Source organism: Olegusella massiliensis (assembly GCF_900078545.1).
Lineage (GTDB): Bacteria > Actinomycetota > Coriobacteriia > Coriobacteriales > Atopobiaceae > Olegusella > Olegusella massiliensis.
Genome location: NZ_FLLS01000001.1, coordinates 1 through 19,325, shown reverse-complemented (window position 1 = coordinate 19,325; position 19,325 = coordinate 1). Strand labels below are relative to the sequence as shown.

Annotated in this window: 20 protein-coding genes and 1 tRNA gene; 2 read left to right on the top strand and 19 right to left on the bottom strand. The window is 46.8% G+C overall.

What is annotated here, in order from left to right:
* Window positions 1–43 precede the first annotated feature (43 nt).
* The 19 genes from BN4314_RS00110 to BN4314_RS00015 form a co-directional block, all read right to left on the bottom strand.
* Window positions 44–637 carry a TetR/AcrR family transcriptional regulator gene (locus tag BN4314_RS00110; protein ID WP_021736262.1) on the bottom strand — a complete coding sequence of 198 codons (594 nt, stop codon included), beginning with the start codon at window positions 635–637 and terminating at the stop codon, window positions 44–46.
* Between the two features lie 520 nt (window positions 638–1,157).
* A complete protein-coding gene (locus BN4314_RS00100) occupies window positions 1,158–1,793 on the bottom strand; it encodes a VanZ family protein (protein WP_051333058.1) in 636 nt (211 codons plus the stop codon).
* 12 nt (window positions 1,794–1,805) lie between these two features.
* Window positions 1,806–2,231, bottom strand: coding sequence for a GNAT family N-acetyltransferase (locus BN4314_RS00095; protein ID WP_068539107.1), 426 nt, complete (start codon window positions 2,229–2,231; stop codon window positions 1,806–1,808).
* A 40-nt stretch (window positions 2,232–2,271) separates the two neighbouring features.
* Window positions 2,272–3,249 (bottom strand): DNA polymerase III subunit delta, encoded by a 978-nt coding sequence (gene holA, locus BN4314_RS00090; RefSeq protein WP_068539105.1) that lies wholly within the window; start codon window positions 3,247–3,249, stop codon window positions 2,272–2,274.
* A 39-nt stretch (window positions 3,250–3,288) separates the two neighbouring features.
* The gene (locus BN4314_RS00085) at window positions 3,289–5,667 is read right to left on the bottom strand and encodes a DNA internalization-related competence protein ComEC/Rec2 (protein ID WP_068539103.1); all 2,379 of its coding nucleotides are present in this window, start codon (window positions 5,665–5,667) and stop codon (window positions 3,289–3,291) included.
* On the bottom strand, window positions 5,660–6,358 hold the full coding sequence (locus BN4314_RS00080) for a helix-hairpin-helix domain-containing protein (RefSeq protein WP_068539101.1): 699 nt from the start codon (window positions 6,356–6,358) through the stop codon (window positions 5,660–5,662). The genes BN4314_RS00085 and BN4314_RS00080 overlap by 8 nt, the downstream gene beginning before the upstream one ends.
* Before the next feature lie 266 nt (window positions 6,359–6,624).
* Window positions 6,625–7,902: a tRNA uracil 4-sulfurtransferase ThiI gene (gene thiI / locus BN4314_RS00075; RefSeq protein WP_068539099.1), complete on the bottom strand. Its 1,278-nt coding sequence runs from the start codon at window positions 7,900–7,902 to the stop codon at window positions 6,625–6,627.
* A gap of 97 nt (window positions 7,903–7,999) precedes the next feature.
* On the bottom strand, window positions 8,000–8,296 hold the full coding sequence (locus BN4314_RS00070) for a DNA-directed RNA polymerase subunit omega (RefSeq protein WP_021735033.1): 297 nt from the start codon (window positions 8,294–8,296) through the stop codon (window positions 8,000–8,002).
* On the bottom strand, window positions 8,283–8,873 hold the full coding sequence (gmk, locus tag BN4314_RS00065; RefSeq protein ID WP_021734812.1) for a guanylate kinase: 591 nt from the start codon (window positions 8,871–8,873) through the stop codon (window positions 8,283–8,285). The genes BN4314_RS00070 and gmk overlap by 14 nt, the downstream gene beginning before the upstream one ends.
* Entirely contained in the window at window positions 8,873–9,181 is a 309-nt protein-coding gene (gene mihF, locus BN4314_RS00060) for an integration host factor, actinobacterial type (RefSeq protein WP_021734838.1), read from the bottom strand. Before mihF ends, gmk begins: the two co-directional genes overlap by 1 nt.
* A gap of 223 nt (window positions 9,182–9,404) precedes the next feature.
* Window positions 9,405–10,058 carry an orotate phosphoribosyltransferase gene (gene pyrE, locus BN4314_RS00055; RefSeq protein ID WP_021735100.1) on the bottom strand — a complete coding sequence of 218 codons (654 nt, stop codon included), beginning with the start codon at window positions 10,056–10,058 and terminating at the stop codon, window positions 9,405–9,407.
* Between the two features lie 40 nt (window positions 10,059–10,098).
* Window positions 10,099–10,833, bottom strand: a complete 735-nt coding sequence (pyrF, locus tag BN4314_RS00050) for an orotidine-5'-phosphate decarboxylase (RefSeq protein ID WP_068539097.1) — start codon at window positions 10,831–10,833, stop codon at window positions 10,099–10,101.
* Complete coding sequence (locus BN4314_RS00045) at window positions 10,827–11,753, bottom strand: dihydroorotate dehydrogenase (RefSeq protein ID WP_068539095.1); 927 nt, start codon at window positions 11,751–11,753, stop codon at window positions 10,827–10,829. The genes pyrF and BN4314_RS00045 overlap by 7 nt, the downstream gene beginning before the upstream one ends.
* The gene (locus tag BN4314_RS00040) at window positions 11,747–12,529 is read right to left on the bottom strand and encodes a dihydroorotate dehydrogenase electron transfer subunit (RefSeq protein WP_068539093.1); all 783 of its coding nucleotides are present in this window, start codon (window positions 12,527–12,529) and stop codon (window positions 11,747–11,749) included. Before BN4314_RS00040 ends, BN4314_RS00045 begins: the two co-directional genes overlap by 7 nt.
* Before the next feature lie 26 nt (window positions 12,530–12,555).
* Complete coding sequence (locus BN4314_RS00035; protein ID WP_068539091.1) at window positions 12,556–13,845, bottom strand: dihydroorotase; 1,290 nt, start codon at window positions 13,843–13,845, stop codon at window positions 12,556–12,558.
* The gene (locus tag BN4314_RS00030) at window positions 13,845–14,768 is read right to left on the bottom strand and encodes an aspartate carbamoyltransferase catalytic subunit (RefSeq protein ID WP_021735061.1); all 924 of its coding nucleotides are present in this window, start codon (window positions 14,766–14,768) and stop codon (window positions 13,845–13,847) included. Before BN4314_RS00030 ends, BN4314_RS00035 begins: the two co-directional genes overlap by 1 nt.
* Window positions 14,756–15,349: a bifunctional pyr operon transcriptional regulator/uracil phosphoribosyltransferase PyrR gene (gene pyrR / locus BN4314_RS00025; RefSeq protein ID WP_021734806.1), complete on the bottom strand. Its 594-nt coding sequence runs from the start codon at window positions 15,347–15,349 to the stop codon at window positions 14,756–14,758. Before pyrR ends, BN4314_RS00030 begins: the two co-directional genes overlap by 13 nt.
* Before the next feature lie 215 nt (window positions 15,350–15,564).
* Entirely contained in the window at window positions 15,565–16,122 is a 558-nt protein-coding gene (locus BN4314_RS00020; RefSeq protein ID WP_068539089.1) for a hypothetical protein, read from the bottom strand.
* Between the two features lie 65 nt (window positions 16,123–16,187).
* A complete protein-coding gene (locus tag BN4314_RS00015; protein WP_068539088.1) occupies window positions 16,188–18,566 on the bottom strand; it encodes a DUF3160 domain-containing protein in 2,379 nt (792 codons plus the stop codon).
* A 101-nt stretch (window positions 18,567–18,667) separates the two neighbouring features.
* On the opposite strand from BN4314_RS00015, the gene BN4314_RS00010 reads away from it, so the two are divergent.
* Window positions 18,668–19,144 (top strand): deoxycytidylate deaminase, encoded by a 477-nt coding sequence (locus tag BN4314_RS00010; protein WP_021734988.1) that lies wholly within the window; start codon window positions 18,668–18,670, stop codon window positions 19,142–19,144.
* A 58-nt stretch (window positions 19,145–19,202) separates the two neighbouring features.
* A tRNA-Asn gene (locus tag BN4314_RS00005) sits at window positions 19,203–19,277 on the top strand.
* The last annotated feature ends 48 nt before the right edge of the window (window positions 19,278–19,325 follow it).

The following is a 19,325-nucleotide window of genomic DNA, read 5'->3' as shown; positions in this document are numbered from 1 at the left end:
ATGCGGAAATTGATGGAAGATTTTAGAGTCCGGAAACTTCCGCTTACTGAGAAGTCGAACGAGTAAAATAACCTTCAATCATGGATACCAAGTGCTGTCTGTTCTTTAGAAAATTTTCACGCGTATCTAAAATTTCACAGGATAACAAGCTTGCATTGATGAGATTTGTTACAAATTCATAGTCATCATCAGTAAGCAATCCGCAGTCGTACCCATTCATAAAATGCTTAAAGTAAGTAATCGAATCCCTCTTGAGTTTTTCATATAGTGCGTTAAGCTGTTTATTTTTCTTAGTCTCACCAAGAAACATGACATAGATAGGCGTAAAAGGATTATTCGCCAACATTTTATCGACGACAACTTCAGCCAAGATATGTGGTGAAAGCTTGTTCCCCATATGTTGAACCGTGTTTGTTACCGTCGCTTCTCGCATCCTGCTTCCTCTGTCCATAATGTCGTAGAGGATTTCTGCCGTATTTTTGTAGTAGTAGTATAATCCGCCGGCTGATAAACCGGATTTTTCACGAACATCATCCATCGTCGTATTGTTAAAGCCCTTAGAAGAAAAGAGTGCCATAGCAGCCTTTTGAATGTCTTCCTTACGCATTTCCGGATCTAATCGTTCTCTTACCATCATTTCCCTCTCCTTACAGAGATTATTCTCGGTAAATAGCAAGTTGCCATAGACTAACTTGTTTGTCAAGAATTTTATGCGGTAATGGCAATTCGCCTAATGTTGCATAAAAAAGAACCCTGCCAGATAGAACAAGATTCTTGTAACGCGTAATGCTTCTTAGTTTAATTTTAGGATGAACATCGCTGTGAGCTTATTGATTTTCGTACCACATACTAAATTTTCGTACCCCTTAGTATTAGGTTCGTACCCTAAGCGGCGATGCCGTTAAAATGTATCAAATATGGTGTTTTGTTCTCTGTTGCCGTGTTTAATTTGATACAACATAACGGCAGCATTTTTCTACTCCTTAACGATGAACACCCCCGTGTGCATTTTTGCACACCCCTCATAACGATGCCGTATGCACCGTTACGGAGTAAGGGATTCGGTTGTATCGCTGCCTGTGCGTACATATCGATCTCCTCGTGAAACTGGTAGTCACAGTTCGTGGCCACCAGATCTTTTTTCTCCTCGTTATTGATTAATTCCATGTTTGTATTTCGCCGCCGGCAGTAAATAATGCATGATATATTTGTGGCTGTATAGTTATCATCATCAAAAGTGTACATAACCAAAAAATCACCAATTCATATATGCATTGTGAACCATCTACTTGAATCTTTTCTAAATATGATTCCGGGATAATCCTACATAGCATTTTATATATGCAGAAGCCCAAACAAGCACCCACTGTATTGGTTATCAAATCATTGATGTCTGTCGCTCCACATCCAAACATCTGAACAACTTCAACGGATGCCGAAATCAAAAAACCAGCTAAAGCTATTTTTCCCATTTTATCGAACTTTTTATAAAGCAATGGAAGAAATATCCCCAAGGGAATAAAAAGAACGACATTGAGTATAGTATCAACTGGGCCTCTGATCATATCCACAAAAGGAATATATACGATTCTCGGATCAAAAGCTGACGTATACCAAATCCCCGTCATCGTCAATATTCCTGTCAAATAGAAGCAAAACACACAAGAAATGGCAATATGACCAAACGTCCGTCTTCTCTCTTTCAAATGTAAAAAAATAAAGTACACCGCCAATAATACGATAATAGGAGCAAACCCGCATAACAGATGTCTGCTACTTAATTCCCAGTCCATAAACACATCTCCTTATAATTCGCACACCATAATGTATTCTTCGGCATTTTCATCGACCGTCTTGAAGCCGACATTCTTATACATCTTCACGGCGTAGTTTTCTTTCTGCACCGCCAGGGACGCTTGTTCATATCCCTGCCATTTCAGCAGTTTGAGCATCTTCACCATAAGCTGTGAGCCGATCCCCTGACCGCGATACTCTTTGTAAAGCGAAATGGCAAAGGACGACGTCTCGTCATCCACATGGCCATAATCGTCCATTATCCTTGTCCAAACCGCTCCGACCACCTTGCCGCCGAAATCAGCCACCAGGCAGTTATCACCCTTGCGTGTAGCGAAATCATCCGTATACACTCGCAGTTCCGGCTTTTCGATGATATCTCGTGTCGGCGGCTCCGCACCTTTCGGTATGAAGACTGCTTCATACAAGAAGTCCATAAAGAGGCAGATAGCCTATTCTCCCTTCAGTCCGTACATTTTATTGCTGAACAGCACCACAGATTTGCAAGATAAGCTGGGTAAATCTTATGTCAGGATTGGCACCTGATTTGAGATCTCGGTCGCAGTCGGCACAGGCTTGCAAAAATCGACTGAGCTCCCCTGGAGCAAAATTTCTTACCCACCGCTTATACTTGTCTATCTGAAAATCGCGCTTGCGAAGCGTAGAGGCTAGAACATATTCCTGCCCTCGCGCCATCAAACTCTGAGTACATATCAACTCACGCAAACGACCAACTAACATGACGAGAAGAGAGATTTGCGAAGGGTTTACCATCAAGTGATATTGGGTGAGCGCTGCGACCGCATTGCGCTGGCAGATAGGATCAAGAAAATCCCACGGTTTTATTTCTGCTGTTTGCGAAATATTGTTGACGACATCGTTGTAACTAATATGTCCTTGTGCACGACAAAGAGTACAAAGCTGAATAACTTGTTTTTCGAGCAGTTTTCCAGACTCTCCTGAGCGCTTAATGAGCTCATAGATTGCGGAATCATCCATATACATTCCTCGTGCCTGTGCAAACATCTTTACTTCCGCAACAAGCGAACGGTTCTTTTTTGGTGCACAGTCAATGATTGCTTGAGGGCCCACAGAAGCTATGGCCATGTATAGAGGGGTTTTCTTAGGCAACGAGTCAAAAAGTAAGCAAAGTGTACAGGCGCTGTTGGGATTTGAAAGGTAATCCACCAACATATCTTTGACCGTCATATCCAGACGATCGGCAGCGTTTACGATGACAAAGCGCTTCTCTGCCCCAAAAGGAAGAGTGTTAAGCGAGCCTAATAGTGTCGCTGCATCAAGTTCAGCTGTAGCAGTTATCTCATCTAAATTGAAGGCTTCCATACCTGCATCTAAATGCCTTTTGAGTCTATTCACAACAGACTTTTTTTTGCGCTCATCACTACCAATTGCCGCATAAGCCACAAGCATTGCGCTCTTTTTTGTCTCTAGCATCAACTCCCCCTCGCATGTTGTATGCCTTCAATAATAGCTTTAGTCTACAAAACTCTTTTGACATACGATGGTAGGTCCCCCTTCAGCAGGACATACGCAGATATCACCACAATCAATCGTACAGAGAAAACATGATCCTATGTTTTTTACTATCTCAATACATTCACCTGATGGATGCCCATACTTATTTTTTTCACCCGCGCTGGCAAGACAAAGCTCAGGCAAAAGTTCTTGCGCCTGCTTTGCCGTCAAAGAAATTTTTGAACCATGATGTCCTAGCTTCAAAACATCAATATCGCCGATATCGCCCGCTGCAATTAGTTCTGCTAGTTCCTTTTTTTCTGCATCTCCGGTAAGCAGAGCTCGAAATCTTTGCTTGTCGTCTTGATAAAGCACATCAAACTGTATTGAATCCTTATTTTCAAGGCCACTTACAGGCATGCGAGGCCAAATCATCCTTAAGACAAATTGCCCCACATGCAAGGTATCCCCATAGGACAGCTCTTCGAGCTGGGTTCCCACCAATGCCTTACAGGCAGACTCAAGTTCAGGTGAAAGTTCGGATGTAACGCCTTCGGCAAAAAATATCTGTTCACAAGGCATTTTGTACGCAAGGTCAGCTACACCACCTACATGATCTGCGTGCTGATGTGTCAAAACAAGCGCATCCAAATGGAATACGTTTTGACGTGCAAGGGCAACGCTAAGCCTATCGGGAGGTCCTGTATCAATCAGCACCGCTTGTGCTCCCTCTTGCACCAAGATGGCATCACCTTGGCCGACATCAAGTACCACCATGCGTGCGGGAGCAAAATAACGCCATCGTACAAAAAAACTGAAAAGGGCAAGTATGACTACCAAGAACGCTTTAATACAGGTTTTCTTTTGTATGGGTGGCCACAGATGATAAAGAGCAACGAGCAGCGCGAAAATCATGAGCAAAAAGAGCAGTTCGTTCACCTTATTGCCGAGATCTACCGTTATACATGCGAGAGGAAATGAGGCAAACAGACGCAAAAGAGTAAGTACTAAATTTGCACAGACATCACAGATGGCAAGAAGCACATGGTTCACCAAGGGAATATCCACCGTACTTGCAGCTAAAGCTCCACAAACGACAAGAGCGGTAAAGGGCAGCATAACCATACTGTTTGCCAAAGGAGCGACAAATGATATGAGAGAAAAGAGCGGTAGTGTCAGCGGTATGGTAACTACTTGACACACGAGACTTGCAGCACAGCTTGAACGCAGTTCATTAAGAGTGCTCTTAAGTCTCCTTGGTAGGCGACATTGTTTTGGAAAAGCAAAAAGAGTTTTCAGTCCATAGTTGACATATGCAGAAAACAAACAAAGCCCTACTACTGCAAGCACTGATAGCTGAAACCCAAGTTGTCCCACAAGTCCAGGATTGCAAATTGCCATAAGAAGCGCAACAAAACTCACAGCCGAAAGGGTGTGCTCACGTCGGCCAACACACCAAGAAAGAGCAGCCACAGCTGACATTATCCAAGAGCGTATTGCACTAGGAGGAGCGCCACAGCTCAAAACAAATAGAGCAGAAACACAAAGACTTAAAACAGCTCGACTACCTGGTCTAAGGTGTAAGAGTCTGGCTAGTTGTAAAAGTAGATGAGAAATGATGGCAATATGCCCACCTGATACTGCCATCAAATGCGCTACACCACAAGCAGAAAAAAGCTCATTGAGTCCTTGTGTATCTAAACTAAATCGGTAGCCGCACACAGCACCAGCCAGTACTGCTCGACTTGCCTCTTTTTCTGGACAAAAATTTGAGAGCGCCCGACGCCTAAACATAATAGGTAGGGCCCATAAGCCTTGAGGATGTATTGACTTGCGTATTGAGCGAACGGTAACTTCACCCCAGATACCCTGCAATCTTGAGCGATATCCCCAACTATCATTATTCAAAGGCTTATAGCGCCCTACTACGACAAGTTGCTCGCCGTAATTTACGGACTCATGCAAGCTGAGCCATACCTCAACACTGTGTCCCTCACTTGAATAGGCCTGAGCCCGGCAGCGCCAGCCAAACTGGGTTTGTTTACAGTCCCCCATAACACGAAACTGCCACGCAGAAAGATTGGAATTTTCCAAAGCAGACGCTGCTCTATAGCTCCTCGCAACAAAAAGTTCTACTGCTACAAGTCCTATACAAATACCCACAAGCAAAGCTTTAATCGCTTGTTTGTGAGCAGAAGCTTTCATCTTGCTCATAACAAGCAAGTTGCCCAGGAGGTAGATGCCCGTTGCCACAAGCAACACTTTCCACTGAAGCTCATCCAACTTCAAAGGCAAATAACAGAGTAACAAGAAAGAGACAAGCAACACGCCTACCAATGTCCAACTAAGAAAAGGAATTGAAGGACGTGGTGGAAGCTCGAGCTTAGGCTCAAACACAAATATCATCCTTGAACTTTGCGAATTTCTTTTCACCTATACCCGAGACACGCATAAGATCTTCAGGGCTCTCAAATGCGCCATTCGCCTCTCGCTCCTTGATAATGGCTTTTGCCGTTGCCTCACCAACTCCAGGAAGGCTTTGCAGAGTCGTCTCATCGGCTGTATTGATATTTACCAAGCCCCGCTGTGAAGCGTCCGAAGAAGGTCGTGTTGACAGCTTTGAGTCAAGCTGACTGTCCATCCCCAGCTCTTCCCCTTTACGAGGTACATAAACCTTTTCCCCATCCTCTACCTTTTGGGCAAGATTAATACGCACTCTATCCGCATCATCAGAAAGTCCTCCTGCAGCCTCAATGGCATCCATTACACGCGCATCATCTGCGCTCAATTTGTAAACCCCAGGCTTTGCAACCGCTCCGCTCACATCTACCAAGAAGCGTTTCAAAGGGGCTGACTCAACTGATGTATTTTGTGATGAGTTCTTTTTAGACTTATTTTCACGAGAGCTCTGCTTGGGTGCTTCAAGTTTCTTATCAAGCTGAACTGCTGTTGGCACGAAACGTATGCAGTTGTAGGCAACACTCAACAGGATAATAAGACCGATACCCACACAGAATAGAACTGCTGGTTTACGGTCGATACGTTGTCCGAAAATAGTAAAACAAGCGTGCTGACGTCTTTGAGCCATTGGACTTCCTCCTTCACCTTTTAAGCCTGAAGGAGAGTCACAGCAATAATGCCAACTTTATCGATTTGCCTTGTCTCATACTGACTGACAGCTGCACTCTAGCACGCACATATCGGCAAAACCGCAGCTCATCGACCTGTAAGTGAAATTTTTCTATTCGTAGCTTACGTATAAGAAAAACAGCCTCGTCCTTCTGACAAGGCTGTTCGCAAAATCCATCTTATGCAGAATTCGTGTGCCAAACAGAGCGCCAAGCTAAAGGGAAGTTAGACCTCCAAACTCGACTTCTCTGATTCCCTAGCATCCTTATCTGCCCAAGCAGGAGTAAGTTCTTCATGCCTGTGCCGCAGACAGCGAGGCGCATGATAACTAGGACACTGATCAAAGTCCACATACTCAATATGAGAAACCAAATCCTCAATCATCTGCTCGTGGTCAAAAGAATCCCAAGCAGCATGTACTTCATCAAGTTTTGCATGGGTCTCGGGTTTGCGCGGCATAAAGAGCGTGCAGCAGTCAGGAACTGTTTCGCAGCTGATGTCAAAGGTATTAATCTGATGCGCACGTGCCATAATTTCCTGCTTATCAGAACCAATCAACGGACGGAATACAGGAATAGATGCAATTTCATTGACCGCTGAGATATTCTCAAGCGTCTGAGAAGCTACCTGGCCTAAGGATTCACCCGTTACAAGCGCCTTTGCACCCTCAAGGCGCGCAATACGCTCTGCCACGGCAAACATAACACGGCGGTACATAATAATGCGCAGCTTTTGAGGAACAGCTAGCGAAATCTCACGCTGTTTTTCCCCAAACGGCACAACATATAAACGGCCAATCACCCCCGAAGGAGCTAAAGCGCGGCAAATGTCCTGTGTCAACCACTCACTCGTATCAGCGGTCATAGGACGACCCGAGAAGTGCACCGGCACGCAAATAGCACCACGGCGACCAACAGCCCATGTAGCCACAGGAGAATCAAAGCCAGATGAGAGCAGCGTAATAACTTTGCCCGCAGTACCCACAGGCAAGCCACCTACCGCACGTTCGGAGAGTGCATACACAAAAACACGTGCTTGATTAACGATGACATTAACTTGTACGTCTGGATGATGCATTTTGACTTTTTTCTCGGGGAAATGCTCGCAGAGAATGCTTCCCACCAGCTGATTTATCTCGATTGAATGGCGTTCATAGCTGGTAGAAGAACGATGTGCATGCACCTTGAATGTCTCAAACTCCCCTACTTCAGACAAAGCTCGTATGGCAGCCTCGCAATATTCATCTTCGTCAAGAGAACAACACCATGCCAAAGAAACGCGCGCAATACCTGGAATTTGACGCAGCACAGCCGCAATCTCTTGGTCAGCAGATTCATCTTTAAGATTGACTAAGAGATGGCCTGCGATACGTCTAACCTCACGTGCGGGAAGCGTTTTGACGGCATGACTAATATTGCGTACAAGTTGGTTTTCAAACGTAGAACGATTCTTTCCTTTAAGACCAATCTCGTGATAGTGGACGAGGCATACTCGCTCAGACATGTCCACACTCCCTTCGCACATACTGCGAATTTACAAATACAGACCCCAACTGCCAAGACAACAGTCGGGGTCTACAGCTCACATCTATAAGCAGAAACTAGATGCTTTGATGCATAGCCTCTTTATTTGCTCCAGCGAGACGCTCATCAAAGCTTTCCTTAACAAAAGAAAGCGTACCATCCTCAATCTCGCCCATAGCAATAGAAACCGGATCCTCACCAGAAACGACAGTGGTGATGTCATCGTAATCCTGGATTGCAGTCACGCGAAGATGCTGACCACGCACCATATTGTTAATATCACAAGCGCGTTTGGAAGCAATAGAACAGAGCAAAAAAGGATTGCGTTCACACTTGTCGAGCAGGTTGTCAATCTCAGGCTTAACCACGGACATTGGTAAGACCTCCGTCTTTCTCATACCTTGCAAAGACGTCAAGTAGCTCTTGAGCAGCTCGTTCAACGTCATCGTTGACTATACGCACATCATACTTTTTGGCAGCCTCTATTTCAGCTTTTGCATCCGCAAGGCGAAGAGTGATTTGCGCTTCGTCCTCAGTGCCTCGACCACGAAGTCTATGCTCAAGTTCCTCAAAGGAAGGCGGTTCAATAAAGATAAGTACGGCATCAGGCCACACCTTTTTGACATTAAACCCGCCTTGACAGTCAATCTCAAGGATGACTGAAGCACCTCTATTCATACGCTCGGTAGCTTCGCTCATAAGCGTGCCATAACGATGAGCGTGAACTTGTGCCCATTCAAGGAACAAGCCTTCCTCAACGCGATGAGAAAACTCATCGTCGCTGAGGAAGTGATACGAAACTCCTGGAATTTCCCCTGGTCGAGGTTGTCTCGTTGTAGCAGATACTGTCAACTCTAGGTCAGGACGCAATTCGCGAATACGCGCAACTAAAGTACCCTTACCTACACCAGCAGGACCTGAAATTACAAAGAGACGGGGTGTAACTTCCACTACTTGGAAAGCACCTCAAGCAGCTGCTCGCGCTGACGAGCACCCAAGCCCTTGACACGGCGAGTAGCAGAAATGCCCAGCTCATCCATAATCTTGGTAGCCTTTGCCTTGCCATAACCAGGCAAAGACTCGATAAGAGCGGAAACCTTCATGCGTGCAGCAATGGGGTCATCAGAATCGAGAACCTCCTGCAGAGAAATTTGACCGTTTTTGATCTTATCGCGAAGCTCTGCACGAGCATGACGGGCTGCAGCCGCCTTTTCGAGTGCTGCCTTACGCTGCTCATCGCTCAGCTGAGGTAGTGCCATGAAGTCCTCCAAACATCCAAAGTACCTAAATGCAATTCAAAAAAAGCGCGCCAGTCGCACATCACATTAACGCAGCTAACTTGCACGGATATTTAGTGTGCCACAAATTTGTCTGAATGCAAGTATGAGCTGCAAAAACGCGTTTTTTTAGCCTTCTTCGTCACATTACGTACGTTTATACACGTATTTTGGCGTAAAAGAAGGACTAGAACAGGTTTCACGACTAAGCACGCCAAGACTCATCAGCAGGATTATCTCGAAATGCCAGCAAACGTGCCTCATCTTCCGGCTTGATATATCCCTCTGCGACCGCCACCTGTGCAAGCGTATCAAGATCACACAAGCTCGTATTACAAACATGCTCTGTCGATAAACGATCCAGGCCTTTTTGCATGCCGTACGTAAATATCGACACCACACCTAAAACTTCAGCGCCTGCTTCGCGCAAAGGCAAAACGCAGTCGAGTACAGAGCCTCCCGTTGAAATAAGGTCCTCAACTACAACAACCTTCTCACCAAACTCTAAGTGGCCTTCAATTTGATTTTTGCGACCATGATCTTTTGCAGAACCGCGCACATAACCCATAGGCTTACCCAAACGATCAGCCGCAATAGCAGCATGAGCAATTCCTGCAGTAGAAGTTCCCATGAGCATTTCTACTTCGGGATAAAGCTCGGCAATACGAGCGGCGATAGACTCATCGATGAGGGTACGTACTTCCGGATATGAAAGAGTAAGACGGTTATCACAATAAATTGGGCTTTTGATACCACTTGCCCACGTAAAAGGGTCATCTGGCTTCAAAAAAACCGCGCGAATAGAAAGCAAGGCATGAGCAATCTCAGCGGCAGATGCAGCACGCGTAAGGGAATTCATGGGAGTTCCTCCTTTTTGACAAAAAGCTCTAGAGCAACGCTTAGTGAGCAGTCAGCTCAGCAACAATGGCATCAAAGGCCAAAACGGGATCTTCTGCCTTCGTAATTGGTCTTCCAACAACTAACTTTGAGGCACCTGCCGTAAGTGCGTCAGCAGGAGTAGCGACACGCTTTTGATCTCCCCTATCAGCACCTAGAGGACGTACCCCAGGTGTCACAATAAGCGCATCAGGACCCAATAGTTCACGCATTTCGGCTGCCTCCTGAGGAGAGCAAACGATGCCATCAGAACCTGCCCCTACAGCTAAAGTTGCAAGACGAGAAACCTCTTCTTTAACCGTAGACTGCACACCAATAGATGCTAAAGCTTCTTGATTCATGCTAGTCAGTACTGAAATTGCCACCAGTTTAGTGCGCTCACCACGCATCTCGGCTGCCTCTTCAGTACCCGCGCGTGCTTCACCTACCATCTCAGCACCACCAAGACCATGAATAGAAAGTATATCTGCTCCTACCAATGATGCAGCACGAGCTGCTCCTCTGATTTGGAAGGGAATATCATGCAGTTTGAGATCAAGAAAGACTTTGAGTCCACGCTCATGCATCTCCTGGACAATAACTGGTCCGCAGGCATAATAGAGAGTCATACCCACTTTGACCCAGCGAGCACGGCCCTCAAGCTGTACGGCCAATTCAAGTGCTTCTTCGTGACTGCAGTCAAGCGCAATGATTATTGCATCACGAGCTTGTTCAACGGACAAAGGAAGGCTTAGCATTCAAAAGCTCCTATCAATTCATTAATATCCGACGCGCCCTGATTTTTTGCCCAGTCATATAGCTCGTCTACTACGCGAACTGCTGTCATGGGATCAGTCAGATTTGCTGTACCAACCGAAATTGCAGTAGCTCCCGCCAAGATAAACTCTGCAGCATCTGCACCATTAGTAATGCCACCAATGCCACAAAGAGGAAGGCTTGATGCCCTGTGAGCCTCCCAAACCATACGCACGGCAATAGCATGAATAGCAGGACCACTTAAGCCTGCAGTGGGTCGAGAGAGGCGAGAGCGACGTGTGCGCGTATCAATGGACATAGCGGGAATCGTGTTAATAAGGCTTAGCGCATCTGCACCCGCAGCTTCAAGAGCACGCGCAATTTCTGGCACCCGACTTGGTGCCATTTTGACCATAAGCGGGCGTTTAGTACGAGGACGTACTGCCTGCATAAGCTTTGCTGCCGTCTCAGGGGTAGCTCCCATTGCCGCACCACCGGCGGCGATATTAGGGCACGAAATATTAAGCTCAAGTCCAGAAGCCCAAGGTGCAAGCTCCTCATAAAGCTCTACTGCCGCAATATATTCCTCAATGGAATGGCCCGCGACCTGCAAAATTACGGCACAACCACGCTGAGTTAATCCCTGAAGATATTTACCTTCAGACTCCACCATAGCGCGAATACCCACATTTTGTAGTCCAACCGTATTCATAATACCTGAGCTAACCTCACACATACGAGGTGCGGGGTTACCATCCCAAGGCTCTGCTGCACAGCCCTTACACGTAATGGCACCAAGGTGAGCAACATCATAAAAGCTCTCAAACTCCCGCCCAAAACCATAGGTACCCGAAGCGGTATTCACAGGATTTTGCATATGAATACCACCAAGATTTACCGCCATCAAAGGTGTACTCACCATGCCACCTCCTTGGCATCAAAAACAGGGCCGTCAGTACAGCAGAATTTATAGCCACCCGCTCGCATAGCAACATTACAGGTATGACAGGCTCCAAAACCGCATGTCATCATCCGTTCTAGAGAAGCTTGGCAATCTATTTTTGCCTTTTTTGCAAGCGCTGCAACACCAGCCATCATAAGGTTAGGACCACAGGTGAGAATCTGTCCGAAATCACCTGGTAAAAGCTCTGCTACCACCTCGGTTGTAAAGCCTTGCCTACCATAACTTCCATCGTCTGTAGTGACAATGACGGTAGCACCCATATCCTTAAGCACCGACTCGCCCCACAGTCGATCTTTTGAGCGCGCACCAAGAATAGCGCAAAGCTCCACACCCCGTTCTTTTAATTCGCGCGCCGCAGCAACAATGGGAGGTGCACCAACACCACCAGCTACCAAGAGAGCAGAACGATTATTGCTGAGATTCCAGCCCTTGCCACACGGACCGATCAACGTAGAACTCGCACCAATCCCCATCTGAGAAAGCCGATGCGTACCTTCACCTACTACCGCATAGATGAGTTCAACGCTGCCCTCTTGCAAATCGAGTGAAGCAAAGGACAGAGGAAGGCGCACAATATGAGACGGATCACCAGGGACGGCAATGTTGATGAACTGACCTGGCGCAAGTTTGTTGGCAAGCTCAGGTGCCAAAATTTGCATGCGATACACGTCTCTTGCAACTTGAGCGTTGGACACCACGCTAAAGTCATATTGCTTGATACCCTCTGTCCTCATTTTCACCCCACTCCTTTGTGTGAACTTTAGGCCACGACACCGTTTGCAAGTGTACGTTTACCGCCACAGAACACATCACAAGCAGCGCCTTTGAGCTTATTGCCTAAGAAGGCAGAGTTTTTAGATTTAGACTCAAAGTAGTCCTCAGTTACCTCAACCTCAGCTTCAGGATCAATGAGTGTCAGGTCGGCAACCGAACCTTCCTCAATCTTGACAGCAGGAAGACGCAAAATCTCACGCGGGGATACAGCCATTACTTCGACGAGACGACTCCAACTCATAAGACCAGGTTCAACCATATGGGTGAGCATCAGAGGAAGAGAAGTTTCAAGGCCGATAGTGCCAAAGAAAGCAATCTCCCACTCACAGTCCTTCTCGTGGGCGGCATGAGGAGCATGATCGGTCACCACACAGTCAATGGAACCATCAATAATGCCCTGACGCAGAGCCTCAGCATCCTTGGCAGAGCGCAGAGGAGGATTCATCTTGAGGTTAGTGTTGTAGGTAGTGGTGATATCGTCGTCACAAAGGAAAAGATGGTGAGGGGTCACCTCACAGGTTACAGGTAATCCTTCGGCTTTTGCCGCTTTGACCATTTCAAGGCCACGTGCCGTTGAAATATGAGCGATATGTAGGGCATAGTTGCTAGAGCGGGTTAACTGAATATCGCGCCAAATTTCATGCTCTTCAGCCAATGCGGGCCAGCCAAACATTCCAAGACGAGTTGCCGCACGACCAGCGTTAATAACACCATTCTTTGAAAGGCTCTCATCCTCACAGTGAGCAATAGCTACCTTGTTGAACTGAGAAACATAGCCCATACAAGTCTTCATCATGCCAGCAGATTGCACACCGTGCCCATCATCAGAAAAAGCGCACGCACCTTCGAGTACCATATCCCCTATCTCAGCCAAAGCCTCACCCTTTTGACCTTTGGTAAGCGCGCCGATAGGACGAATATGCACATAACCTGCTGCTTCACCGCGGTCAATCTGATAGCGAATCTCGGCTCCCTCATCAGCAACGGGATTGGTATTGGGCATAGTGGCCACATCGGTAAAGCCACCATGAGCGGCCGCACGAGATCCTGTCTCAATGGTTTCTTTGTACTCAAAACCCGGATCGCGGAAATGTACGTGCATATCCACCATACCAGGAATGAGCACCTTGCCTGTTGCATCTACTACCTCAGCATTTGCAGCATCAAGATCGTTGCCAACTGCCTTGATTTTATTACCCTCAATCAGCACATCGCGCACATCATCAAGATTAAGCTGTGGGTCGACAACGCGTGCGCCACGAATCAAATACGCCATTAGTTTTCTCCTCCTAAGAGCAGATACATCTCAGCCATACGGGTTAGGACGCCTGCGTTGACCTGCTTTAAAATCCTCGACTGCAAACTATCAGCAACCTCAGTATTGATTTCCATACCACGGTTCATAGGGCCTGGATGACACACGATGGCACCAGGCTTCATCATGGCGGCACGGCGAGCGTCTAGACCATATAGGCGGTTATACTCACGCTTGGAAGGAATTGCAGCGCCCTCCATACGTTCCAGCTGCACGCGCAGCATATAAACAACATCCATCTCAGGAATAACCGAGTCGAGATCTGCTGTTTGCTTGCAGCCATACCAGCTGGGATCACCCACCTGGAAGGTTGGAGGCCCAACAAGAGTGACTTCGGCACCCATAGTCTTAAGAGCAGGAGCCAACGAACCACACACGCGACTGTGAGCGAGGTCGCCAACAATAGCAACCTTAAGACCATCAAGATGTCCAAACTCCTCGCGGATGGTATAAAGATCAAGCATGGCCTGGGTAGGATGCTGATGTTTGCCATCGCCTGCGTTAATAACAACTGCATCGGTATTTTCAATAATTTTTTGGGGAGTACCTGCCAGCCTTGCACGACAGACAAACATATCAACGTTCATAGCATCAATGGTCTGAATTGTGTCAGCGAGACTCTCGCCCTTTACAACAGAGCTAGTAGAACCGCCCATATTGAGAGAGTCGGCCGACAGACGTTTTTCCGCTAGCTCAAAAGAACTGCGCGTACGCGTAGAAGGCTCAAGAAAGAGATTGACAATCGTGCGCCCACGTAAAGCGGGGACCTTCTTGATAGTACGGGCATTCACAATAGGGTCAAAGGATTTGGCGGTATCAAGAATCTGGGTGATGTCATCTGCCGTCAGGTCGTTTGTATCAATCAAATGCTTTACTGAGAGCATGAGGGTTGGCCTCCTGTCTGAATTGCGGCTTTGTGAGTCGCATTACCCCAAATCTCAACTGCCGAGTGATCATCCTCAGGCTCAACATAGACGCGCACATCTTCCTCACGGGAAGAAGGAACGTTTTTGCCAACATAATCAGCACGAATAGGCAACTCACGGTGGCCACGGTCAACCATAACGGCCAGCTGAACCCTACGAGGTCTGCCGTAATCCATCAGAGCGTCAAGAGCAGCACGAATAGTGCGGCCCGTATAAAGGACATCATCTACAAGCACAACCTCAGCATCATCAATACCAAAAGGAATACTGGAACCCTGAAGTACTGGTGCTACGCGCTTACCAATGTCATCACGGTAAAAGCTAATATCGAGCGTGCCGATTTGTGGACGCACACCAGCTGCCTTTTCAATCTCATCGGCAAGCTTGCGAGCAAGGGCCTCACCTCGACGGATGATTCCTACAAGAACAAAATCCGTACTACCTTCGTTGTGTTCTAATACCTCATGGGCGATACGGGTGATGGCGCGACTCATCGCCGCCTCATCCATAATCGTTGCCTTTGGCTCATACTGTGCCATTACGCTCCTTCCCATCTCTTGGACGCAGCCGCGACAAGAAAAAAGATGCCCTGTCGCCGTTAGCGACACGAGACACCCCGTTAGTAGACACAGATATGAAATTCAGCACCTTACGGGCATCTCGTACCGCGCTTAAAGGTCGTGCTCCAGTGTAGCAGGTCTTACAAAACCTGTGTGCCACAAATAAACAAACTATTTATCTTTCGTAAGACAGACTAGGTATCTTCCATATCAATACACACAAGTCCCCAAGAAAGCCATGCCCAGCAGGACTTTCTTCCATCAGGTGTGGTGCAACAAACTTGCTGCTTATCATTTAGGGATATCGAGGCAATTTCAAAATCAATGGCAGAAGACTGCCAAATAGCTTGGATATGCCCTTCTTGCATAGTCCAAATAAAGATGTGCTGGGAAAAATTTATATCGTCTTGCTTGATCCAAAAGGGACGGGATTTGCCAAAACTTCCCCGCTTCCATAACAGACAAATAATTTCTTGACTGTTGTCATGATTGATATCGCCTACCAGCACATCAGAAACAAACCAACTGGTATCTGTTTGAAAAAGCAAGGTTGTATTGTTGCTTATCTTTAGCTGACGCTGATGGAGTGCGAGTGTCTCTGTTGTTCCATTGTTATCAAGATCAAGATCTTGCTCGCACTCTTGCCAGCTTATCCAGCTAGGTAGAAAGCGTCCCTGTACCCAGAGCTGAAAAAAGATGAGCGCTACTACAGCAGACGCTATCAAGATGCCAAAGAAACCTGCCCACCGCATATTCTTTTTTTGAAGCAGAGCCTTCCTAAAAGAAGGCTCTGCTTGTCTCAATGGCTGTCTGTGCACTAGTCTATCTCGCAACTAAAACTCTTAGTCCATGCTGGCTTTTCGGGCATAGGAGTAGCATTTGCATCAGGAGACGCACTAATACCGAGCATGCTACGCCATTCAGAGTCAGTCAGACGAGAATCTATAGGTTGCGTGAATTGATAGAAGTTCGAGACCGCACCAACGGCTATATGGAGCTCACCATCAATAGGAAACACAACATATATCGTTGAAAGTATGCCGGTACCTACCTGCAAGACAGAACCATTTGGGTCAGTTGCTATATCGGTAACTATAGCAGCGGGACGCTCTTGAGCCTTTGTCCAGGACTGATTGTCGGTATCTGCCGTCAAATCCCAAATATGTTCCAGCTGGCCACCATAGCTACGAATAAACTCATATTCCTCATCACTCAGCTTTTCATTGGCGAGTTCTTTTTTGGAGATGGCCTCAAGCTGGCTCGCCAGCTCAGCTAAAATTTTGAGTCCATCGGCATCTGTGCTGGACAACACGCCATAATGCGAAAGACCTTCTTTTGTTCCTTGGGTTAAGCGTGCAAGCCGACCATAAAGTTCAGGTTCAGGTTCCACATAACCGCGATCGTCAAGCTCCTCAATAGGACCGCCGCCCATCTCGGCCATAGCCTGCTTTGAATACAAAACCGTATCATGTTTGAGCTCGGTATAACTTGCTAAATAGGTCTGCAAGTTTTTGCGCTCCCACTCTTTGGACTGCATAAAAGCAGGATACCCCTCGCCCTTCGTTGCGAGTAGTGGATTGAGGGTATAGAGCCACTGTGCGTAAAGGCTACCGGTCCAAAGCTCATCGGCGTTTTGGGCAATTTCCTTACGCAGGCTCTCACGATTGTCGCTATAGTTGGCAAAATCATCAGCGCCTGCTTCATGCAAAATCGCCTGAGCCTCCGTAGATCCCAAGACGGAAGGCACATCAAGGGCGTTGGGAAGCATGCGCTTTTCTCCCGCAGAGTTTTCGCCCACGCGGCTATACATCAGCTGACTAAAAATTCGTTCATCCAGTGAGAATCGCTGACCCATAAAGCGAAAACCAAGGTTTTCTGAACTGTGATCTGCCTCTTCACCTCTATCAGCTACTACCACCGAATTGATTTTGGGAGCTTGCATGTGAGCTGTTGTTTTATGGAAAGTATTCCACTTGTCCTTGGTATTGTTAAGGCTCTCTACGCTGACATCATCGCCATAGACTGCCTGGATAATAGGCCAGTATTCGTAATAACTGTTATCATCACTGACGCCTGCAAAAAAACTCGTAATGGTATAGATTGCCTCCCAGTCAGACATTGCGTCGCTATTAAGGGCCATCGTCATAAGCAAAGCACTGCGATCAAGCGTCTCTTCGCTCTGAGTGAAATTTACCTGCCCATACCACATCATCGTGCGGAAATATGCCTCGAGAGTCGCGTCACCTTCGTAATAACCGCGAGGCTTGAACTGGGTGTAATCTAAATTCACTCCGTTTTTTGTACCTTCAGACAAAACGGCCGAGCTGCCCACAGTGCTTGCCGCCATAATTTGCGCAACTTCACTATCAACAGCGGATTCAACTGCCTCAGGAATAGGTGTATCAGAGCCGCACAGCTTGCAGGCAACAGAGAAAAACGCTACATTGCGCCAAGCGGCATTTTGCCACTCATCATCAGTCAGTTTGCTGAGCTGATCTTGACTCTCACGAAGCATAGCTTCACTCATATCGCGCAGTTTTGTTGAAAGCTGACCACGCTCACAGGTTTTGAGCAGATAGCTGAAGTAGAGATGATAACTGTGCATCATTGAATCGGTTGTAACAAAGTTGGGAACCAAATCATACCGGTTTAACTCGTAGGTTTCAAAAAACTCATACCCAGCCGTATCTTCAGCAATCGCAAATCCATTTTTTGCCAGCAGGGGTTTCACAGCTTCAGGCAAAAAAATATCGTTAACATTTGTAACGTTTGAAAGACCATCTTCTACACTATAGCTCTTGATATCGGGTTTAACACCTGCTGAAGTATCTGAACTTCCCTCTTTGCGATACTTTGAAAGTGCAGGTGCTGCCTTTGCTGCAGCTTCCTTATCGAGAGAAGAAATAAGTGTGGGTCGCTGTAGACCCCTGATTTTCTTCCCTGACACGGTAACAGTCGCTGCAGCAGTAGAAGACGTAGCTGCAGGATTGGTCGTTTTTGGCAAACCAAATTTCATCGCCACAGTGACAATAAGCAAAACGACTACAACACCAGCAGCAGCAACAAGAATCCTTAGGGTTGTAGTACTTACTTTTTGCTGCTTTTTTTGGGTCGAAGAGGAAGCTAAGGGCTTTCCACAATGAGGACAAAACCGCTCATCGCCTCCAACCTGCTTTCCACAATGAGGGCAAAACATGTGCTACCCCTTTCGCCATTATGCCTGTAGAATTCAGATGTTAACTTACTTGCGACATTTAAGCTTTTCTGCTGGCAGAAGGCTTATTGAAAGAGGTAAACGTGGATCAAGGAAAAAACGTCTTGGAGTGGGACGAGTATTTTATGGGTGTTGCAGCGCTCTCGGCATTGAGATCAAAAGATCCTCATACGCAGGTCGGCGCCTGTATTGTAAGTAAAGATCGTCGCATTTTGTCTATTGGCTATAACGGCACACCTCGCGGGATTGACGATTCAGTCTTTCCTTGGTGCCGTGAGGGCGACTGGCTTGAAACTAAATATCCCTATGTTGTCCACGCTGAACGCAATGCCGTATTAAATTTCCGCGGTTCCATGCGTGAGCTCAAGGGTTCAACAATTTATGTCACACATTTCCCCTGCAATGAATGTTGTAAAGAGCTTGCACAGGTAGGTGTTGCGGAAGTTGCCTATGCATATAATCCATATCCTGATTCTAGAGAGACTATCGCTGCAGGTAGAATCCTTGAATCAGCTCATATTTTTACACGCGTGGTAGCTATCCCCAAAGTGCAACTTTAATTTTGTTTTTCCACTTGCACGATAGTTGGATGTGTGTATAATACTTTCTTGCTGATATTCCCCGGTGGCGCAGTGGTAGCGCAGCTGACTGTTAATCAGCGTGTCGCAGGTTCGAATCCTGCCCGGGGAGCCATTGAAACTTTTGAGGACCCGTTCGATTGATTTCGCACGGGTTCTTTTC